Below are 18,328 nucleotides of genomic sequence, written 5' to 3' on the forward strand. Positions count from 1 at the left end.
GGGCGGGGCGCCCCCCCCCCGGGCGTGCGGGGGGGCCCCCCCCCGATCCGGGTGGGCGATACTGGGTTCGAACCAGTGACCTCTTCGGTGTGAACGAAGCGCTCTCCCACTGAGCTAATCGCCCGGACGCAGGAAGAACATTACCCCATGTCAGGGGGTGCCTGTGACCAGCGCCGGGCCGGCCTCGGCACCCCCGCCGCGGCTCACTGGTCCTTGATCTTCCACGGCATGACGATGCCGAACTTCCACAGGTAGATACCGACCAGTACGGCCACGATCACCAGCCCGATGCTCGTCAGGATGATGTTCCGGCGCCGCACCTTGGGATCGAGGGCGCGCTGCGCGGCCTCCGTGACCTTCCGCTTGGTCCAGCGCAGCACCAGCTGGGCCCACACGAATTCGGTCGCCCAGATCGCCATGCCGCCGAAGATCACCACCCAGCCCGGTCCGGGCAGGGGCAGCATGATGATGCCCGCCACGACGACCGCGAGCCCGATGATGAAGATGCCGACCTGCCAGCTCACATGCAGCAACCGGCGCGCTTTGACGAATTCCGGTGCCCGCGAGCCGAGCGCCCGCTCCTGCTCGCTGCGCGCCTCGTCCGTCCCCGTCTCGTCCGCCGCCACGGCCACCTCGCCCGGCTCGTCACTCCCCGTATTCATACGGCCAAACACTACCCGAGCGAAACCAGTCACCGGAATGGACGCACGGCGCGAACGATCTCTCGGCCGGAAGAGTTACGTAAAGGCACGCAAAACACTCAGAGGGGTTTACAACGGCACCGTAGGTGGCATGTCGATTTCGCCGACGTGCGAATCCCCGAGCGCACACTGAGCGAAAGGCCCTGGCGCTTATGAACACCACGGTCAGCTGCGAGCTGCACCTGCGCCTCGTTGTGTCGAGCGAGTCCTCCCTGCCTGTCCCCGCAGGCCTGCGGTACGACACGGCCGACCCCTACGCCGTGCACGCCACCTTCCACACCGGAGCCGAGGAGACCGTCGAGTGGGTGTTCGCCCGCGACCTCCTCGCCGAGGGACTTCACCGCCCTACGGGCACCGGCGACGTCCGCGTCTGGCCGTCGCGCAGTCACGGTCAGGGCGTCGTGTGCATCGCCCTGAGCTCACCGGAGGGCGAGGCCCTGCTCGAGGCCCCGGCACGGGCTCTGGAGTCCTTCCTGAAGCGGACCGACGCCGCCGTGCCGCCCGGCACGGAACACCGGCACTTCGACCTCGATCAGGAGCTCTCGCACATCCTGGCGGAAAGCTAGGGCGAGGCGCTCACCGAGCAGCCCGGCGCCGTCGACTCGGGGAGACGGCTCGGGCCAGAACAACCGCATACGGGATACACCGGCGCCGGCACCGCGGATCACGCGGTGCGGCGCCGGCTCGCGTGGGCCGCCGGGTGGAGGCCCGCGGCGGGAGCCCTTCGCCGCCCCAGAGGCGGGGCGGGAACGATGGCTTGCCCGGCGTCGTTGTATTCGAAGCCATGTACGGGCATGAGGGCGGTCCGGCGGGGGTGGAGCCGTTACCATCGGCCAGCATCGGCGGGCGCCCGCCCGACCCCCAGGCCAGGGAGCGAATCGTGCTGATCACCCACGACACCCGGTGCGCCCTCGACACCGTGGTCGATCTGGTGAACACCGCACCGGACGACGACACGGCGCCGGACGGGCTGCCGGACGTGGCGACACTCGCGGATTTCGTACGAAACCACGAGATCAGCGATGTGGGAGTGCTGTCGGAGTTCGATCTCTCGGCGGTGCGGAAGATCCGCGGGCGGTTCGCCGCCGTCTTCGCCGCCCCCGACGCCCGGGCCGCCGCCGGCCAGATCAACGAGCTGGTCGCCGCCGCGGGCACCACACCCCGGCTCACGGACCACGACGGCTACGACTGGCATGTCCACTACTTCGCACCCGGCGCCTCCATCGCCGACCACCTGGCCGCCGACTGCGGGATGGCCCTGGCCTTCTTCGTGGTCGCCGGGGAGCAGGAGCGGCTGCGGCGGTGCGAGGCGCCCGACTGCCGGCGGGCCTTCGTCGACCTGTCCCGCAACCGCTCGCGGCGCTACTGCGACAGCCGGACCTGCGGGAACCGCCTGCATGTGGCCGCGTACCGGGCGCGGCGCAAGGAAGCGGCGGGCTGACCGCCACCGGCGGGGCGAGCGGCGGGCGGATCATCGATGCCGACGCGGTCCCGGCGGGTGGCGCCGGGTACCGCGGGTACGGCTCACAGCAACAGCAGATCGTGCAACGAGGCCATGAGCAGCAGAGTCCCGATCACCGCAAGGAAGATCATGAGCGGTGGCTGGGATAGGGCGAAGAGGCAACCACGTGGCTCGTCCTGCCGGGGACGTGGCTCGTCCTGCGGCGGCGCGTGATCGCTCTGTTCCGTCGTGTCCAGCATCTCGCGGCGATGATGACGCAGTCGCCCGGCCGGACGCGATCAGCGGCCTCGTTCCGTACGGGTGTGCGCCGATTCCGCGAGGTCCGGGTCAGGTTGTGATCGCTTCCGCGCGCCCTCGGACGCACTGTGACGATTCGGCCGACACGCGGTCGTCATATGCCGTGCTTCTTGAGGATGGCCTCGATGTCGCTGAAGTCTTCGTCGCCCCGGGACGACGCGGCGGGCCGGGCGGCCGGGCCGGCCCCCTGCCCCAGGGAGGGCGCCGAGGCCGCCGGAGCCACCGCCTCCGGCCGGGCCGCCGCGCGGGCCGCCCTGCGCTCCTTGCGGGTGCCGCCGCGGCGGCGCTCCACGACACGTGTGGTCATGAACAGCACCCACGCCACACCGAGCACCCCGAAGCCCGCCCAGGCGGTCAGGCTCAGCGCGGTGTCGGCCAGCCACTCGATGACGCCCGTCATCACCAGGCCGATCGGCACGAGCGAGTACGCCGCGATCCGGGTCGCCGCGAGGAAACGCTTTCGGTACGCCGTCACGGCCGCGATGCCCAGGCCCGCCGCGGACACGGCGGAGCAGACGGTCTCGGCAATCATCCGGTCCTCCAGGCGTGGCGCGGTCGGGAAGGGGCACTTCGTCCCTTCCATCCTGCACCCGCCGCACCCCGGGCGGCCATGCCCCGGCCCGACATCAGGGAGATCTCCGGGTCGTCTCCTCCGCAGGTGCCGGTGCGGGTGTACGGCCTGGAAGAATGTCGGCATGAGTGACTCCTCCCCTGCTCCTGCCGCCGCCCCCGTCCTCGAGGTCTGGTGCGACCTCCAGTGCCCGGACTGCCGCACCGCGCTGGACGACCTCCGTGCTCTGCGCGCCCGTTACGGCCACCGTCTGGAGCTGCGGCTGCGGCACTTCCCCCTGGAGAAGAACAAGCACGCCTTCGCCGCCGCCCAGGCCGCGGAGGAGGCCTGGGAGCAGGGCCGGGGATGGGAGTACGCCGAGGCGCTCCTGGGGCGGGTCGAGGAGCTGGGCCGTAAGGGAGAACCCTTCCTGGTCGAGCTGGCCCGCGAACTGGACCTGGACGCCGAGGAGTTCGACACCGCCCTGATCGACGGCCGGCACACCCTGATCGTGGACGCCGACCAGGCCGAGGGCAAGGCGATCGGCGTGACCGGCACCCCGACGTACGTCATCGGCGGTGAGCGGCTCGACGGGGGCAAGAGCCAGGAGGGGCTGCGCGAGCGGATCGAGCAGATCGCGGACGGGCTGCTGGGCGGGCCGGAGCAGGACCAGGAGCAGCAGGGCTGACCCGACGGCCCGTGGCCCGGCCGGTTCGGGGCCTGCCGGAGCCGCAGGGCGGGACCGACGAGTTCCGCGACCCGGCACGTCCGGAATCCGGGCCGGGCGGGTGACGGCGGGGAGCGGCGGGTCAGCCCAGTGCGTCGCCCCCACTGGTCCGCGAGCCCAGCTCCGGCCCTGAAGCGTCGACGGCGTCCCGCAGGCCCCGTTCCTGCCCGGCCGCCGGGCCGTTACAACAGCGGCTTGTACATCGCGTACAGCTTCGTCTCGTAGCCGAGCGACGCGTAGAGGCGTTCCGCCGGGGTGTTGCCGGCGAAGACGTTGAGGCCGATCGTGCGCCTGCCCTCGACGATCGTCTGGGCCTCGGCCAGCAGCATGAGGGTGCGGCCGTGTCCCTTGCCGCGGTGGGCGGCGTGGACCTCGACGTCGAAGACGAAGGAACTGTCCGCGCGCAGCGCGAGCCACAGCTCGCCCACCGCCGTCCCCTCGTGTTCCAGGACGCTGATGAGCGTGCCCGGGGTGGCGAGGCCGTCGGGCAGCAGGGTGGCGTGGTCCCGCTCCGACTTGGCGCGGGCCTCGGCGTCCGGGACGCCCCGCTCGATCCAGCTCTGCGCGTAGTCCTCCTCGCCCTTCTCCAGCCAGGGGCCGAACTCCGCCTCGGTCATGGGACGGGCGCGGCTGCCCTCAGGCAGCTGTGGCGGCGTGTCGCCGAGGGGTTTCTCCATGCTGCGGTTGCGGACGACGTAGCCGAGGGCGGTGGCGAGCCGGAACGCCGCTTCGGAGTCTGCGCGCACGGTCGCCTCGATGCGGCGGCACCCCCAGCCGCGCGCCACCTCCTCGGCGGCCAGGGCGGCCACCGTGCCCCGGCCGCGCCTGCGGTCCGGTTCCTCGATGCGCAGCTTCATGATCCGGGCCACGGCGTCGCCGAACACGGGATGCGTGCCGAGGTGTATCGCCCCTACGGGACGGCTGTTCACGCACACCTGGTAGCGGCGTGAGCGCGTCCCGTCGGCGTTCTGCTGAAGCGGCTCGGTCGGCCGCAGGGTCGTGGTCATCAGGGGTGTTCTACCCGCAACCACGGCCCTGGTCAGCCGAATAAGCGGCAGCGGTCAGGGGTCGAGGTCGTCCCCGGACCGCTCCTCGAAGATCCGCATGGCCTTGGCGGTCACCGGACCGGGCGCGCCGGGCAGCTCGCGGTCGTCGACCCGGTGCACGGCCTGCACGTCCCGCAGGGTGGACGTCAGGAAGACCTCGTCGGCCCGCTCCAGGACGTCCAGCGGCAGGTCGGTCTCCTCGGCGCCGGTCCATTCGATCGCGAGCGCGCGCGTGATGCCCGCGAGGCAGCCCGAGGCGAGCGGCGGGGTGCGGATCTCGCCGTCGAGGACGACGAAGACGTTGGACCCCGTGCCCTCGCAGAGCTGTCCCACGGTGTTGCCGAACAGGGCCTCGGAGGCGCCCTGTTCGCGGGCGCGGGCGAGGGCGACGACGTTCTCGGCGTACGAGGTGGTCTTCAGGCCGGTGAGCGCGCCGCGCTCGTTGCGCGTCCAGGGAACCGTGATCACGGCGGTGGAGTCGGGGCGGCGGGTCGTCTCGCCGAGGGCGACGACGAGGGTCGGGCCGTGCTCGCCGCGGTCGGAGCCGAGCGGACCGTGGCCGCCGGTGTAGGTGATGCGCAGGCGTCCGAGCGGCATGGGGTTGGCCTCCAGGACGGCGGCACAGGCGCGGCGCACCTCGTCGTGGTCCGGGTCGGGCAGTCCGAGGCCGCGCGCCGACCGGGTCAGCCGGTCGAGGTGCCGCGTGAGCGCGAACGGCCGGCCGTCCACGGCCTTCACCGTCTCGAAGATGCCGTCGCCCACGGTCAGCCCGTGATCGAAGACGGAGACGCGGGCGGACTCGATGTCCTGCAGCCCGCCGTCGAGCCAGATCTTCACGTCAGGTCCTCTCCACTCACCTCATACGCTCCCGACGCTATCGCGAGCAGCCGGGCAGCCTTCAGCTCGGTCTCCCGCCACTCCCCCTCGGGATCCGAGCCCCATGTGATGCCGGCGCCGGTGCCGAAGCGCAGCATGCCGTCGGCCCGGTCGATCCAGAAGGTACGGATGCCGACGGCCAGCTCACCGGCCCGCCGGTCGGCGTCGACCCACCCGATCCCTCCGCAGTACGGTCCTCTGGGCGCGGTCTCCAGCGCGTCGATGATCCGCAGCGCGCTCGACTTGGGCGCGCCGGTGACCGAGCCGGGCGGGAAGGCGGCGGCGAGCAGCTCGGCCCAGCCGGCCCCCTCTCCCAGCTCACCGCGGACCGTCGACACGAGATGGACCAGTCCGGGGTGTTTCTCGACGGCACACAGGTCGGGCACGGTCACCGTACCCGTGGCGCACACCCGTCCGATGTCGTTGCGGACGAGGTCCACGATCATGACGTTCTCGGCGTAGTCCTTCTCCAGCAGGTCCGTCTCGGTGCGGCCGGTGCCCTTGATCGGTCCGGACTCGACGACGCGTCCCTCGCGCCGCAGGAACAGTTCGGGGGACGCGGTGGCGATCTCCACACCGTGACCGGGCAGGCGGATCGTTCCTGCATACGGTGCCGGGTTGCCGCGGGCCAGCAGCGACGTGAGGGCGTCCACGTCGGCGCCGGGCGCGACGGGCGCGGACAGTACCCGGCACAGGTTCGCCTGGTAGACCTCGCCGGCCGCGATGTGCTCGCGGATCCGCCGCACCGCCGCCGTGTACGCGGTGCGGTCGAGCGACGACGTCCAGTCACCCGCCGCCGGTCCCCGCCACGCGCCGGGCACGGGGGCGGGAACGGCCGCGTGCCGCACGTCCCGGAAGCGTGCGCAGGTCAGACGGCCCTCGAAGTCGGCGCAGACCGCCCAGAAACCGCTGGACTCCAGGGCTGCGGGATCGTCGGTGACATCGAGGAGCCCGGTGGCGACACGGTCGCCGAAGCGGGCGAGAGGAGGGAGGTCGAGCACGCAGTCGAGTCTATGGCGGTGTCCCGTGGGTGACCGGCGGATGTCCCTTCGTGAAGCCCTGCGACCGCCCTGAGCAGGGGAAGCGCAGCACGCTGCACAAACGCGTTTTTGTGCTGGCCCCGGAATCCGCTAGAGTTCAACTCGTCGCCGGGCCGCGAGAGCGGACCGAAACGACAAGCGGACGTAGCTCAGTTGGTAGAGCGCAACCTTGCCAAGGTTGAGGTCGCGAGTTCGAACCTCGTCGTCCGCTCGAGGAACAGGGGGCTTCCCGGCCCCTTGCACTCCTGGTGGAGTGGCCGAGAGGCGAGGCAACGGCCTGCAAAGCCGTCTACACGGGTTCAAATCCCGTCTCCACCTCCAAGGACGATTAGCTCAGCGGGAGAGCGCTTCCCTGACACGGAAGAGGTCACTGGTTCAATCCCAGTATCGTCCACTGGATCTGCTCCAAGATCCGACCCGCGCGATTAGCTCAGCGGGAGAGCGCTTCCCTGACACGGAAGAGGTCACTGGTTCAATCCCAGTATCGCGCACGCAGTGCCCATGATCCGCTGCAGTCAGTGGTCATGGTCCCGAGGACGATTAGCTCAGCGGGAGAGCGCTTCCCTGACACGGAAGAGGTCACTGGTTCAATCCCAGTATCGTCCACATCACACCGGAGCCCCCGGCCGTATGCATCGGCCGGGGGCTTCGTCGTGCGGGGACCGCCGTGTCAGGACGAGAACAGCATGCGCCCGAAGCCCTTCTGCCGGTGGTGACCGTGGTGGCCATGGTGTCCGTGACCGCCGTGCGGGGCGCCCCAGGCGGGGGCCGGTGGGGCGGGGTACGCCTGCGGGGCAGGCGGGGGCGGCGGGGCCGACTGGGACCATTGGGCCTCCAGACGCGTCAGCGATTCCAGCTCGCCGTAGTCGAGAAAGATCCCGCGGCAGCCGCTGCACTGCTCGATCTGGACACCGTTGCGGTTGTAGGTGTGCATGGGGGCATGGCACTTCGGACACTGCATGGTGGTTCAACTCCTCGCCGGTCGGTCCTGCTTCGTGTGTCGCCAGGACAGACTCTGTCCGGCTGTGGTCGGTTGCACCCTACTTCGCGTGCTCCTGCGCCAACTGCGGCGGGACGGTAGCCATTCGGTCACAGGCGTCCACGACCGACTGCTCCACCTCGTCCAGGGCGCGACCTGCCGCGACGGCCTTGGCGACGGCCCGGGCCGCGGTCTGCACGGTGAGGGCGCGGGCGGGGACGTCCAAGGCGGGCCAGGGGTCGCCATCGGCCGGGACGGCGGGGCCGCCCTCGGCGCGGTAGGCGGCGAGGAACCGGGTCCATTCGCCGGGCGGGAGCAGTCCGCAGGCGTACCAGGCGGCGGGGCGGGCGAGATCCCAGGCCGGGACGCCGACACCGAGGTCGTCCACGTCGATCAGCAGCCAGGGGCCTTCGGGGGCGGGGTGGCGTACGAGCTGGCCGAGGTGGAGGTCGCCGTGGCACAGGGTGCCGGTCCGCGGCATCGGGGCGTCGGCCCGGGCCCAGGCGGGGAGGGTGTCCCAGGCGCGCAGGACGGGGAGCGCGGCGGGGTGCGGGCCGGCGTCCCGGAGCCGGGCGATGGCGAGGGCGGCCTTGGCGGGGCCTCGCATGGTGGGCGTCCCCGGCGGGGACGGGGTGCGGTGCAGTCGGGCCAGGAGGGTGGCGGCGGCTTCCCAGGGGGCGGCGTCGGGGGTGTCCGGGTCGACCGGGGTGCCGTACGGCCAGAACGTCACGAGGCGGTCGTGCAGGTCGGCCGGGGCCGGGGTGAGTGGGGGCAGGAGGATGCCGGGGTGGTGGGCGGCGAGGGTGAGGCGGGTGGTCAGTTCGGTCGGGTCGGTGTCCTCGGGGTGGGCCTTCGCGACGGTGTCCGCGTGCCGTACGACGATGCCGTCGGGGCGGTCCGCGAGGGTGGCTGCGCCGCAGGGGCAGGACGAGGAGCGTGCGTGAGCGGTGGCTCGGGCCTTGGCGGTGAGTTGTTGTATGAGCAGGGCGGGGGCGGGGTTCACCGGGGCGAGCGTACGCGCAGGTGGGGCCGGGGTGTAAGGCACTGTTGGCTTCAGGTGCTCGGCGTCGGTGCCGGGGCGGGGTTCGTCCGCAGCCCGGCGGAGCGGGGTGCCGCTGCGCCCACCCGTGCCGCCCCAGCGGCACGACTGCCCGCAGCGGCGGCCGACGGTACGACTGCCCGCAGGGGCGGGTGGCGGTACGACTGCCCGCAGCGGCGGGTGGCGGTACGACTGCCTGCAGCTCAGCGGGCCTGCGTCCGCGCCCGCGCAGGTACGTGGAAAGGGTAATGCCGGCGCAGCTCCCCAGCTGCGCCGGCATTTGTGCCGTCCGCCGCACCCCCGTCCCCACGGGGTTTCATGGGTGGGATGTCCCCGCCCGGACCGCTCTTCCGGGCCTGGGGTCGCCGCTCAGCGCCCCAGCATCTCTCCCACGGACGACGCCTGTGTGGCCACTGTCTCCCACCCGTCGAAGACGAGGAGGAGCAGGACCGCCAGGGGAAGGGCCATCAGCGTCGCCACCACGGGGTGGCGACGGCCCTGACGGCGGGAACGGAACGCTGCGGCGTACACCTTGCGTCCCTCCTCGCGGATCAGTGCCCGCGGTGCCGTATGGGCCATGGTCCCTCTCCTGACCGTTCTCCGTTGTCGTTTGCAGCGGCGGGTGTCTGACCTCGGGGGACGAGTGCTGCACCCGCCGCTTGACCTCAAATCTAGGTGTCCGGCCCCTCCCGGGCGTCATGCCCTCGTACCGATTGCCGGGCCTCCCGGAGGATGAGCCGTCACCTGCGATGTACTCCCCTGGGTGGAGACGGAGACCGGGGTCTCAGGGTCTTCCCCGAAGGGACGCCCGGCTCACCCCGCTTTGTCCGAGCTTTCCTCCCTCGGAATCGGCTGTTCGACCAGGGCCAGCACCCGATTCGCCATGAAGCGGGCCGTACGCACGACTGTTCCGCTCCTGGTGACTTCGCTCACTTCCACGACACCTCGGCGTACCGCCGTCTCCACCCTGCGGCCCGCCCTGCTCGCCACCACCTCGTACGTGCGCGTCGTGTCGCCGGCGTCCACGACTATCTCCACACGGTCACCCTTCACGGGTCCAATCCCCCTTCCGGGCCAGGCGGTTGGGGTCGTCCCCCGCGCGAACACGGCCTGTTCGCGCGCCCCCTGACCACCCTTCAAGTCTCCCACCCACCACTGACAATCCATCGCCCCGAGAGGGCGCGGCCTCTGCGCGCGGGCGGCCGTGGAAACGTAAGCTGTGGCTCGTCACAGGACCGGGCAGCGGGGATGAACATGGCGATGATGCGCCTGAGGCGCGAGGACCCGCGCGTCGTCGGCTCGTTCAGGCTTCACAGACGGCTCGGCGCGGGCGGGATGGGCGTGGTCTACCTGGGCTCCGACAAGAAGGGGCAGCGGGTCGCGCTCAAGGTCATCCGGCCTGATCTGGCGGAGGACCAGGAGTTCCGCTCGCGGTTCGCCCGTGAGGTCTCGGCGGCCAGACGAATCCGCGGCGGGTGCACGGCACGGCTCGTGGCCGCCGACCTCGACGCGGACCGGCCCTGGTTCGCCACGCAGTACGTACCCGGCCCCTCCCTGCACGACAAGGTCGCCGCAGAGGGACCGCTCGGCGCGGCCGACGTCGCCGCCGTCGGTGCCGCCCTCTCGGAGGGCCTGGTCGCCGTGCACGAGGCCGGGGTCGTACACCGGGACCTGAAGCCGTCCAACATCCTGCTGTCCCCGAAGGGACCGCGGATCATCGACTTCGGCATCGCCTGGGCCACCGGCGCCTCGACGCTCACCCACGTGGGGACGGCGGTCGGCTCGCCGGGCTTCCTCGCACCGGAGCAGGTGCGCGGGGCCGCCGTCACACCGGCCACGGACGTGTTCTCGCTCGGTGCCACGCTCGCGTACGCCTCGATGGGCGACTCGCCCTTCGGGCACGGCAGTTCCGAGGTGATGCTGTACCGCGTCGTGCACGAGGAACCGCAGCTGCACGGCGTACCCGACGCGTTGGCGCCGCTCGTCCGGGCATGCCTGGCGAAGGACCCCGAGGAGCGGCCCAGCACGCTCCAACTGTCCATGCGGCTCAAGGAGATCGCGGCCCGGGAGTCGCAGGACCTGGCCGGCGTCCGGCCGCCCGCACCGCGCGGCGCCGAGACCGACCGGCCCACCGACACCTACCCCGAGCGCGGCCGGCGTCCGCAGGGACAGCAGGGCGCGGGGACTGCCGGGGCGCAGCGGGGCCGGGGTACTCCCCCGCCGCGGCGCTCCCCCGGGCCCGGGGACGGCGCTCCGTCGCCGGACGGCCCGGCTTCCCAGAGCGGAGCCGGCGCGCGGGGCGGAGCCCGGGCGGCGGGCGGCGGGAACCGGGGCCGGACTCCGGTGCGCGGCTCCGGCGCCTCGCGCGGCGGCACCCCGTCGCGGTCCGGGGCACGGCCGACGCCCACCGGGCGCAACGGGACCCGGTCGGGCAGCGGCAGCCGCCCCACGCCGCACAGCGGTACCGGACGTCCGGCGTCCAGGAACACGGGGACCGGGCTGCGGCCCGCCAATCCCCGGCTGCTGCGGCAGCGGCTGTTCGTGTTCGTCGTGGTCACGCTGCTGGTGGCGGTCGGCATCGCCCTGGTGCAGGGCTGCCAGGGCTCAGCGCGGGGACTGGGCGACGACGGGGGCGGGGCCCGGCAGGAGCATGTCCAGCGGGGCTACGAACCGCAGGGGTTCGAGCCGTAGAGGTTCGAGCCGTAGGGCCTGGTCACTTGAGGTTTGCCCTCACAGTTCCGGCAGGATCCGTTCGAAGAACTCGCGGTCACCGTCGAAGACCGGGTCCAGGCTCAGGAACTCCTCCGGCGTGACCCAGCGGGTCTCGGCGACCTCGCCGGGGTCGGGGACGACCTCACCCGTGTCCGCGCGGGCGGTCCACCAGTGGAGGCGGAAGAGGCGGTCGTCGGTCTCCGACTCCCACACCTTCGCCAGCGGCAGGACCGTGAGGCCGACCTCCTCGCGTACCTCGCGGACGACCGCCTGCTCCTGGGTCTCGCCCGGTTCGAGCTTGCCGCTCAGTGGCTGCCAGTAGCCGGGACGGGCGACCCGCGGGCCGCGCCGGATCGCGAGGACGCGGTCCCCGCGCCGCAGTACGGCGACGATCGCCTGGCGCTGTTCCACGTACGGCCCCCTAGGACTGGGGGCGGCCGGTGGCCACGGCGTAGAAGGCGACGGCGGCCGCCGCGCCCACGTTGAGGGAGTCGACGCCGTGGGACATGGGAATGCGCACCCATTCGTCGGCGGCGACCAGGGCCTGGGTGGACAGGCCGTCGCCCTCGGCGCCGAGCATGAGGGCCACGCGGTCCATGGTGTGCGGGGCGGCCTCGTCGAGGGGCCGGGCCTTCTCGTCGGGGGTGAGGGCGAGCAGCGTGAAGCCGGCCTCGCGGACCGACTCCAGGCCCTTGGGCCAGGTGTCCAGACGGGCGTACGGCACGGAGAAGACCGCGCCCATGGAGACCTTCACGCTGCGGCGGTACAGGGGGTCGGCACAGTCCGGGGAGAGCAGGACCGCGTCCATGCCGAGGGCCGCGGCGGAGCGGAAGATCGCGCCGATGTTGGTGTGGTCGTTGACCGACTCCATGATCACCACGCGGCGGGCGGTCTGGAGGAGGTCGGCGGCCGTGGGCAGGGGCTTGCGCTGCATCGAGGCGAGCGCGCCGCGGTGCACGTGGTAGCCGGTGACCTGCTCGGCGAGCTCCGGGCTGACGGCGTAGACCGGCGCGGGGAGTTCGTCGATGACGTCACGCATGACGTCGACCCACTTGGCCGAGAGCAGCATGGACCGCATCTCGTAGCCCGCTTCCTTGGCCCTGCGGATGACCTTCTCGCCCTCCGCGATGAACAGGCCCTCGGCGGGTTCGCGCTTGCGGCGCAGCTCCACGTCGGTCAGGCCGGTGTAGTCGCGCAGGCGCGGGTCGTCGGGATCCTCGACGGTGATGAGATCGGCCACAGGGTGATACTGCCTTGTCCTGGGTGCGGTGCCAACGGCTTGGGACGGTTGTGTTACCCCGGGTTACTCGCGGGGTGCGGCGGCCGTGGGGCCGACCTTCACGACCTCGCCGATGACGATGACCGCCGGGGGCTTCACGTCCTCGGCACGGACCGTCTCCGCGACCGTCGCGAGGGTCGCGTCGACTCGGCGCTGAGCCGCCGTCGTGCCCTCCTGGACGAGGGCGACGGGGGTGTCGGCCGGCTTTCCGTGCGCGACGAGCGTCTCCGCGATCTTTCCGATCTTGTCGACTCCCATGAGGATCACCAGCGTGCCGGTCAGCCGGGCCAGGGACGGCCAGTCGACCAGGGAGCGCTCGTCGTCCGGTGCGACATGGCCGCTGACCACGGTGAACTCGTGGGCGACGCCGCGGTGGGTGACCGGGATGCCGGCCGCGCTCGGGACCGAGATCGAGCTGGAGATCCCGGGGACGACCGTGCAGGTGATGCCGGCCTCGGCGAGCGCCTGGAGTTCCTCCATGCCGCGGCCGAAGACGTACGGGTCGCCGCCCTTGAGGCGGACCACCGACTTGCCCTGCTTCGCGTGCTCGATCAGCGCGTTGTTGATGGCCTCCTGGGCCATGAAGCGACCGTAAGGGATCTTCGCCGCGTCGATCACCTCGACATGGGGCGGGAGTTCGGCGAGGAGGTCGCGCGGGCCGAGGCGGTCCGCGATGACGACGTCCGCCTCGGCGAGGAGGCGGCGGCCGCGCACGGTGATCAGATCCGGGTCGCCGGGGCCGCCGCCGACCAGGGCGACTCCGGGTGTGCGGGTGCGGTGGTGCGGGGCGACGAGCGTGCCGTCGCGCAGGCCCTCGACGACCGCGTCGCGGATGGCGGCGGTGTGGCGGGGGTCGCGGCCGCGGGCGTCCGTGGTCAGCACGGCGACCGTGACGCCCTCGCTGTGGCCGGTGGCCGGGGTCCAGGCCGTCGCCTCGTCGGCGTCGTCGGAGCGGACGCACCAGACGCGGCGGCGTTCCGCCTCGGCGGAGGCCCTCGCGTTCGCTTCCGTGTCGCCGGTGGCGATCAGGGCGTACCAGGAGTCCGCGAGGTCGCCCTCCTCGTAGGGGCGCCGGCGCCAGGTGATTTCGCCGGCGTCCGCCATGGCCTCTACGGAGGGGGTGACCTCGGGGGACACCAGGAGGATGTCCGCGCCCGCGGCGATGAGCGCCGGGAGGCGGCGCTGGGCGACCTGGCCGCCGCCGAGGACGACCACGCGGCGGCCGGTGAGGCGGAGGCCTACGGGGTAGGCGGGGTGTTCGGCCATGGGGTGCGGCTCCTGTTGCGGCGGGTGCGATGCCCTGACGTGCGGATTTTAAGGTGCGAGTCGCTGTGGGGGCACAGGTGTCCGGTGGCTGGGCGTCCTTGCCGGACGCGGACCACCGGAGCCACAGGTGCCTACTTCTCGGTCACTCCCGCCGAATCGAACGTCGCCACCTCGTGCATCGCCCTGGCCGTGCTCTGGACCAGGGGCAGGGCCAGGAGGGCACCCGTGCCCTCACCGAGCCGGAGGTCGAGGTCGACCAGGGGGCGCAGGCCGAGCTTGTTCAGGGCGGCCACATGGCCGGGCTCGGCACTGCGGTGGCCTGCGATGCAGGCCGCCAGGACCTCCGGGGCGATGGCGCGCGCCACCAGGGCGGCGGCGCCGGCGCTGACGCCGTCCAGGATCACCGGCGTGCGCAGCGACGCGCCGCCGAGGAGGAGGCCGACGATGGCGGCGTGCTCGAAGCCGCCGATCGCGGCGAGCACGCCGATCGGGTCGGCCGGGTCCGGCTGGTGGAGTTCGAGGGCACGGCGGACGACCTCGGTCTTGCGGGCGAGGGTCTCGTCGTTGATACCGGTGCCCCGGCCCGTCACCTCGGCCGGGTCCACCCCCGTGAAGACGGAGATCAGGGCGGCGGACGCGGTCGTGTTCGCGATGCCCATCTCGCCGGTGAGGAGCGCCTTGTTGCCGGCGGCGACCAGGTCGCGGGCGGTGTCGATGCCCACCTCGATGGCCTGCTTGGCCTCCTCGCGGGTCATCGCGGGGCCGGTGGTCATGTCGGACGTGCCGGCCCGGACCTTGCGGGGCAGCAGGCCCGGCGTGGCCGGGAGGTCGGCGGCGACGCCCACGTCGATGATGCAGACCTCGGCGCCCACCTGGGTGGCGAAGGCGTTGCAGACGGCCCCGCCGCCGAGGAAGTTGGCCACCATCTGGGCCGTGACCTCCTGCGGCCAGGGGGTGACCCCCTGCGCGTGCACGCCGTGGTCACCGGCGAAGATCGCGACGGCGGCGGGCTCCGGGATGGGCGGCGGGCACTGACGGGACAGGCCGGACAGCTGCGCGGAGATGATCTCCAGCATGCCCAGCGCACCGGCCGGCTTGGTCATACGCTTCTGGCGCTCCCACGCCTCGCCGAGCGCCTTGGCGTCGAGCGGGCGGATCTGCGCGACGGTCTCGGCGAGCAGGTCGTGCGGTTCCTCTCCGGGCAGTGCGCGTCGGCCGTACGTCTCCTCGTGCACGACCCAGGACAGCGGGCGGCGCTTGGACCAGCCCGCCTGCAGCAGCTCGGGCTCGTCCGGGAACTCGTCGACGTAACCGACGCACAGGTAGGCGATGACCTCGAGGTGCTCGGGCAGGCCGAGGGCGCGGACCATCTCGCGCTCGTCGAAGAAGCTGACCCAGCCGACGCCGAGGCCTTCGGCGCGGGCGGCGAGCCAGAGGTTCTCCACGGCCAGGGCGGCCGAGTACGGGGCCATCTGGGGTTGAGTGTGGCGGCCGAGCGTGTGGCGGCCGCCGCGGGTCGGGTCGGCGGTGACGACGATGTTCACCGGCGTGTCGAGGATGGCCTCGATCTTCAGTTCCTTGAACTGCTTGGCCCGGCCCTTGGGGAGGGACTTCGCGTAGGCGTCACGCTGGCGCATGGCCAGTTCGTGCATCGCGCGCCGGGTGTCGGCGGAGCGGATGACGACGAAGTCCCAGGGCTGCGAGTGGCCTACGGAGGGCGCGTGGTGGGCGGCCTCCAGGACACGGAGCAGCACCTCGTGCGGGATGGGGTCGCTGCGGAATCCGTTGCGGATGTCGCGGCGTTCGCGCATGACCTTCAGTACGGCCTCGCGCTCGGCGGGGTCGTAGCCGGGGGCGGCCGGACCGGTGGACTGCCGTGCTTCTCCCACTGCGGCCGCACTCTCTGCTTCGTGGCGTTCCTGGTCCGCCAGGTCTTCTTGTTCGGCGCCCCGGGTGTCCAGGTCGTCGGCGTTCTGTGCGAGTTCGGCGTCGCCTTCGCGGGGTGCGGGGACGATGACCACGGATTCCGCCTCGGGCTGGGCCGGCTGGGGGACGACGGCCTGGGACTGCTGCGGGCCCTGGACATGCTGTCCGGCCTGCTCGTCCGGGGCCGGGCCGGGGAGTACGACGGTGACGTCCTCGGCGGATGCCGGGGGGGTCTGCGGGGGCTGGGGGGCCTCGGGGGCCTCCGGTGCGGCGGGGGCGGGGGTGGCTTCGAGGGCCTCCGGTGCCGTGGGGGCCGGGGTGGCTTCGGCGGGCTCGGGGGCGGCGGCTGCCGACTCGGGCGCGGCGGGCGTCGGCTCGGGGGCGGCGGGCGTCGGCTCGGGCGCGGCGGGCGTCGGCTCGGGTGGGGTGACCATCGGCCCGGGCGGGGTGACCATCGGCTCGGGTGGGGTGGCTACCGGCTCGGGTGCAGGCGTCGCCGCCTCGACTGTGGGGTCGGGCGCGGTCGTTTCGGGGGCCTGAGCCGGTACCGCTGCCGCTGCCTCGGCGGTCGCGGCCGGTGCCGCCTGGGCAGGTGCGGGAGCCTCTGCTCCGGAGTCCGGGGTGACCGTCTCGGTGGGCTGAGGAGGCGCCGCTGCGGCAGGGGGCTGGGTCGGTTCGGTGGTCTCCGGTGCGGCGGCGGTTGCGTCCGGGGTGGGCGTTTCGGCGGGCGCGGGGGCGTCGGCAGCCGGAGCGTCGACTGCTGGGGCGGGCGCTTCGGGGGCAGGGTTAGGCGCTTCCGGGGCGGCAGGTGCGGTCTGTGGTGCCGTCATCTCGGGTTCCTGCGCGGCTGCCTCGGCGTCAGTTGCCTGCGGAGCCTGGGGGGCGGCTTGCGATGCGATCGGCTCAGCAGCTTGTGCGGCGGCCTCGTCAACCCTGGCCTCCGGCTCCTGCGCGGCGGCGTTGGGGGCGACCCCCGCTGCCGGTGCCTGGGCATTCGCCTCCGGCGCCTGGGCAGCGACGGTCTCCGCCGCATCCGCCTCGGGCGGAGTTACGACAGCAGGCTCGGGCGCGGCAGCGGCCTCCGGGGCCGGGACCGCCTCGGGCACCGGTGCAGCCTCCGGGGCAGGGGCAGAGGCAGGGGCAGAAGCCGGGGCCTGCTCAACACCGTCGGCGGGTGCGTCGGCGGCAGCCGGCCCGGGTACGTCGTGAGCACCCTCGGCGAGCACCGGTTCACCGTCCTGGCCGGAACCGTCCACGACCGGCGCCGGCGCATCCTCCGGAACCGGCTGCGAAGCGGCCACGGCCTCGGCCACGGCGGCCTCCTGGCCGACGTCCGGTGCGACGCCCGCGCCGGCGGGATCGCCCACAACACCCGCGCCCTGCTCGGGTTCACCCTGCTCCGGCTCCGCCGCGACCACCGGCTCACCCACCGGACCGTCACCTGCACCAGCCGGCTCGGCCTCAACCGCCGCGCCCTGCACGGGCTCGGCCACGGTCACGGCCACCGGCCCACCATCCGGGCCACCGCTCACACCAGCGGGCTCACCAGCGCCCCCGGGCTCAGCCGCACCCTCAGCGGGAACGGCCTGCTCCGGCTCGCCGGTAGCCACCGGCGCACCGGCGACCTCGCCCGGCAGCGTCGCACCCTGCGCGGGCTGCTCTGCGTAGGCAGCCTGCTGCACCGGCTGCTCCGCGTAAGCCCCCTGCGCCGACCCGGCCGGGGCTGTCGCTGCCGCAGGCGCCGACGCCGGCTCCGGGGCGACGCCGGTGGCGACGGCCTGGGCCGTGCCCGCCTGCTCCGCTGCCGGAACAACCGTTTCCGCAGGCGCCGCCCCGGCGCTCACCGGGGCCTGGGCCGGAACTTGCGCGCCCCAGGGCGCGGCGGCCGGCGCGGGCGCCTCAGGGGCGCGCGGGGCGTCGAGGTACTCGGGGCCGGGCGCCGCGCCCGCGGGCTGTCGTGCCGGCGCTTCTGCCGGGCCGCGGTCGGCGAGCGAGCGGACCGGGCTGGCGGAACTGTCGGGCAGGGGCGGGCCGAGGTGCAGCGGTCGGCGCGGGGTGATGGGCGGAATCGGCGGCGGGTCGGGCAGGCGGACGCCGCCGAGGTCGACCGAGCCGCTGTCGCGGCCGGAGATCTCGTGCGGGCCCGGCTGGTGCACGGCCTCGACGACCGGCTCCGGCGCGGGCGGGGCGACCTCGTTGCCCCAGGCGCCATGCGAGCCCGGCAACAGCAGGTCCTCGTCCTCGACGGTGTCCTCGGAGAGGTAGGCGTACGCACCGTGCGCGGGGGCGCCCGGCTGTTCCACCATGCCTGCGCTCTCCGGCAGTCCCTCGCCCGGGACCTGGCCGGTGTCGGTCATGCGTACCCCTCGCCCATCGGTTAGTGCTCCTACGACCAGCTCACCCGGAACGGCGCACCGACCGCCCCGTA

The 18,328-nt window shown here is 73.0% G+C and carries 18 protein-coding genes and 6 tRNA genes; 9 read left to right on the forward strand and 15 right to left on the reverse strand.

What is annotated here, in order from left to right:
• Positions 1–52: 52 nt before the first annotated feature.
• Positions 53–124, reverse strand: a tRNA-Val gene (locus ACZ3I3_RS31360).
• Positions 125–203: 79 nt separating this feature from the next.
• Complete coding sequence (locus ACZ3I3_RS31365; RefSeq protein WP_356925630.1) at positions 204–662, reverse strand: TIGR02611 family protein; 459 nt, start codon at positions 660–662, stop codon at positions 204–206.
• 191 nt (positions 663–853) lie between these two features.
• Between ACZ3I3_RS31365 and ACZ3I3_RS31370 the strand changes: the two genes are divergently transcribed.
• Both ACZ3I3_RS31370 and ACZ3I3_RS31375 read left to right on the forward strand, forming a co-directional pair.
• Positions 854–1,267: an SsgA family sporulation/cell division regulator gene (locus ACZ3I3_RS31370; RefSeq protein WP_004002642.1), complete on the forward strand. Its 414-nt coding sequence runs from the start codon at positions 854–856 to the stop codon at positions 1,265–1,267.
• Between the two features lie 314 nt (positions 1,268–1,581).
• Complete coding sequence (locus tag ACZ3I3_RS31375; RefSeq protein ID WP_399412100.1) at positions 1,582–2,142, forward strand: CGNR zinc finger domain-containing protein; 561 nt, start codon at positions 1,582–1,584, stop codon at positions 2,140–2,142.
• A gap of 83 nt (positions 2,143–2,225) precedes the next feature.
• Here the strand turns inward: ACZ3I3_RS31375 and ACZ3I3_RS31380 are convergent, their stop codons facing one another.
• Together ACZ3I3_RS31380 and ACZ3I3_RS31385 are read right to left on the reverse strand one after the other, a co-directional pair.
• Positions 2,226–2,402 (reverse strand): hypothetical protein, encoded by a 177-nt coding sequence (locus ACZ3I3_RS31380; protein ID WP_467370596.1) that lies wholly within the window; start codon positions 2,400–2,402, stop codon positions 2,226–2,228.
• Positions 2,403–2,554: 152 nt separating this feature from the next.
• Complete coding sequence (locus ACZ3I3_RS31385; RefSeq protein ID WP_467370598.1) at positions 2,555–2,992, reverse strand: hypothetical protein; 438 nt, start codon at positions 2,990–2,992, stop codon at positions 2,555–2,557.
• 163 nt (positions 2,993–3,155) lie between these two features.
• Here ACZ3I3_RS31385 and ACZ3I3_RS31390 point away from each other — a divergent pair, with 163 nt between their 5' ends.
• A complete protein-coding gene (locus ACZ3I3_RS31390; protein ID WP_467370599.1) occupies positions 3,156–3,698 on the forward strand; it encodes a DsbA family protein in 543 nt (180 codons plus the stop codon).
• Positions 3,699–3,919: 221 nt separating this feature from the next.
• Here ACZ3I3_RS31390 and ACZ3I3_RS31395 read toward each other — a convergent pair whose 3' ends face one another.
• Genes ACZ3I3_RS31395 through ACZ3I3_RS31405 form a run of 3 tightly spaced genes read right to left on the reverse strand, consistent with a single transcriptional unit; the run spans position 3,920 to position 6,660 of the window.
• Positions 3,920–4,744, reverse strand: a complete 825-nt coding sequence (locus tag ACZ3I3_RS31395) for a GNAT family N-acetyltransferase (protein WP_467370600.1) — start codon at positions 4,742–4,744, stop codon at positions 3,920–3,922.
• A 54-nt stretch (positions 4,745–4,798) separates the two neighbouring features.
• Entirely contained in the window at positions 4,799–5,620 is an 822-nt protein-coding gene (locus tag ACZ3I3_RS31400) for an aminotransferase class IV (protein WP_467370602.1), read from the reverse strand.
• Positions 5,617–6,660, reverse strand: a complete 1,044-nt coding sequence (locus ACZ3I3_RS31405; protein ID WP_467370604.1) for a chorismate-binding protein — start codon at positions 6,658–6,660, stop codon at positions 5,617–5,619. Before ACZ3I3_RS31405 ends, ACZ3I3_RS31400 begins: the two co-directional genes overlap by 4 nt.
• 177 nt (positions 6,661–6,837) lie before the next feature.
• Between ACZ3I3_RS31405 and ACZ3I3_RS31410 the strand changes: the two genes are divergently transcribed.
• From ACZ3I3_RS31410 to ACZ3I3_RS31430, 5 genes are all read left to right on the forward strand, one after another.
• Positions 6,838–6,910 (forward strand) — tRNA-Gly (locus ACZ3I3_RS31410).
• A gap of 36 nt (positions 6,911–6,946) precedes the next feature.
• A tRNA-Cys gene (locus ACZ3I3_RS31415) sits at positions 6,947–7,020 on the forward strand.
• Position 7,021: 1 nt separating this feature from the next.
• Positions 7,022–7,093 (forward strand) — tRNA-Val (locus ACZ3I3_RS31420).
• Between the two features lie 25 nt (positions 7,094–7,118).
• A tRNA-Val gene (locus ACZ3I3_RS31425) sits at positions 7,119–7,190 on the forward strand.
• A 43-nt stretch (positions 7,191–7,233) separates the two neighbouring features.
• Positions 7,234–7,305, forward strand: a tRNA-Val gene (locus ACZ3I3_RS31430).
• A gap of 64 nt (positions 7,306–7,369) precedes the next feature.
• On the opposite strand, the gene ACZ3I3_RS31435 is transcribed toward ACZ3I3_RS31430, so the two are convergent.
• The 4 genes from ACZ3I3_RS31435 to ACZ3I3_RS31450 all read right to left on the reverse strand — a co-directional run bounded on the left by ACZ3I3_RS31435 (position 7,370) and on the right by ACZ3I3_RS31450 (position 9,770).
• The gene (locus tag ACZ3I3_RS31435; RefSeq protein WP_467370605.1) at positions 7,370–7,660 is read right to left on the reverse strand and encodes a TFIIB-type zinc ribbon-containing protein; all 291 of its coding nucleotides are present in this window, start codon (positions 7,658–7,660) and stop codon (positions 7,370–7,372) included.
• Positions 7,661–7,739: 79 nt separating this feature from the next.
• Complete coding sequence (locus tag ACZ3I3_RS31440; protein ID WP_467370607.1) at positions 7,740–8,681, reverse strand: phosphotransferase family protein; 942 nt, start codon at positions 8,679–8,681, stop codon at positions 7,740–7,742.
• A 405-nt stretch (positions 8,682–9,086) separates the two neighbouring features.
• The gene (locus ACZ3I3_RS31445) at positions 9,087–9,296 is read right to left on the reverse strand and encodes a hypothetical protein (protein WP_467370608.1); all 210 of its coding nucleotides are present in this window, start codon (positions 9,294–9,296) and stop codon (positions 9,087–9,089) included.
• Positions 9,297–9,530: 234 nt separating this feature from the next.
• The gene (locus ACZ3I3_RS31450; RefSeq protein ID WP_184981801.1) at positions 9,531–9,770 is read right to left on the reverse strand and encodes a hypothetical protein; all 240 of its coding nucleotides are present in this window, start codon (positions 9,768–9,770) and stop codon (positions 9,531–9,533) included.
• Positions 9,771–9,965: 195 nt separating this feature from the next.
• Between ACZ3I3_RS31450 and ACZ3I3_RS31455 the strand changes: the two genes are divergently transcribed.
• Positions 9,966–11,408 carry a serine/threonine-protein kinase gene (locus ACZ3I3_RS31455; protein WP_467370610.1) on the forward strand — a complete coding sequence of 481 codons (1,443 nt, stop codon included), beginning with the start codon at positions 9,966–9,968 and terminating at the stop codon, positions 11,406–11,408.
• A 39-nt stretch (positions 11,409–11,447) separates the two neighbouring features.
• Here the strand turns inward: ACZ3I3_RS31455 and ACZ3I3_RS31460 are convergent, their stop codons facing one another.
• From ACZ3I3_RS31460 to cobT, 4 genes are all read right to left on the reverse strand, one after another.
• The gene (locus tag ACZ3I3_RS31460) at positions 11,448–11,840 is read right to left on the reverse strand and encodes an NUDIX domain-containing protein (RefSeq protein ID WP_467370611.1); all 393 of its coding nucleotides are present in this window, start codon (positions 11,838–11,840) and stop codon (positions 11,448–11,450) included.
• A 10-nt stretch (positions 11,841–11,850) separates the two neighbouring features.
• Complete coding sequence (locus ACZ3I3_RS31465; RefSeq protein WP_307174128.1) at positions 11,851–12,669, reverse strand: TrmH family RNA methyltransferase; 819 nt, start codon at positions 12,667–12,669, stop codon at positions 11,851–11,853.
• Positions 12,670–12,732: 63 nt separating this feature from the next.
• Positions 12,733–13,974, reverse strand: coding sequence for a uroporphyrinogen-III C-methyltransferase (gene cobA / locus ACZ3I3_RS31470; RefSeq protein WP_467370613.1), 1,242 nt, complete (start codon positions 13,972–13,974; stop codon positions 12,733–12,735).
• Positions 13,975–14,105: 131 nt separating this feature from the next.
• A complete protein-coding gene (cobT, locus tag ACZ3I3_RS31475; RefSeq protein ID WP_467370614.1) occupies positions 14,106–18,257 on the reverse strand; it encodes a nicotinate-nucleotide--dimethylbenzimidazole phosphoribosyltransferase in 4,152 nt (1,383 codons plus the stop codon).
• Positions 18,258–18,328 lie beyond the last annotated feature (71 nt).

The organism is Streptomyces sp. NPDC016851, from assembly GCF_055562795.1.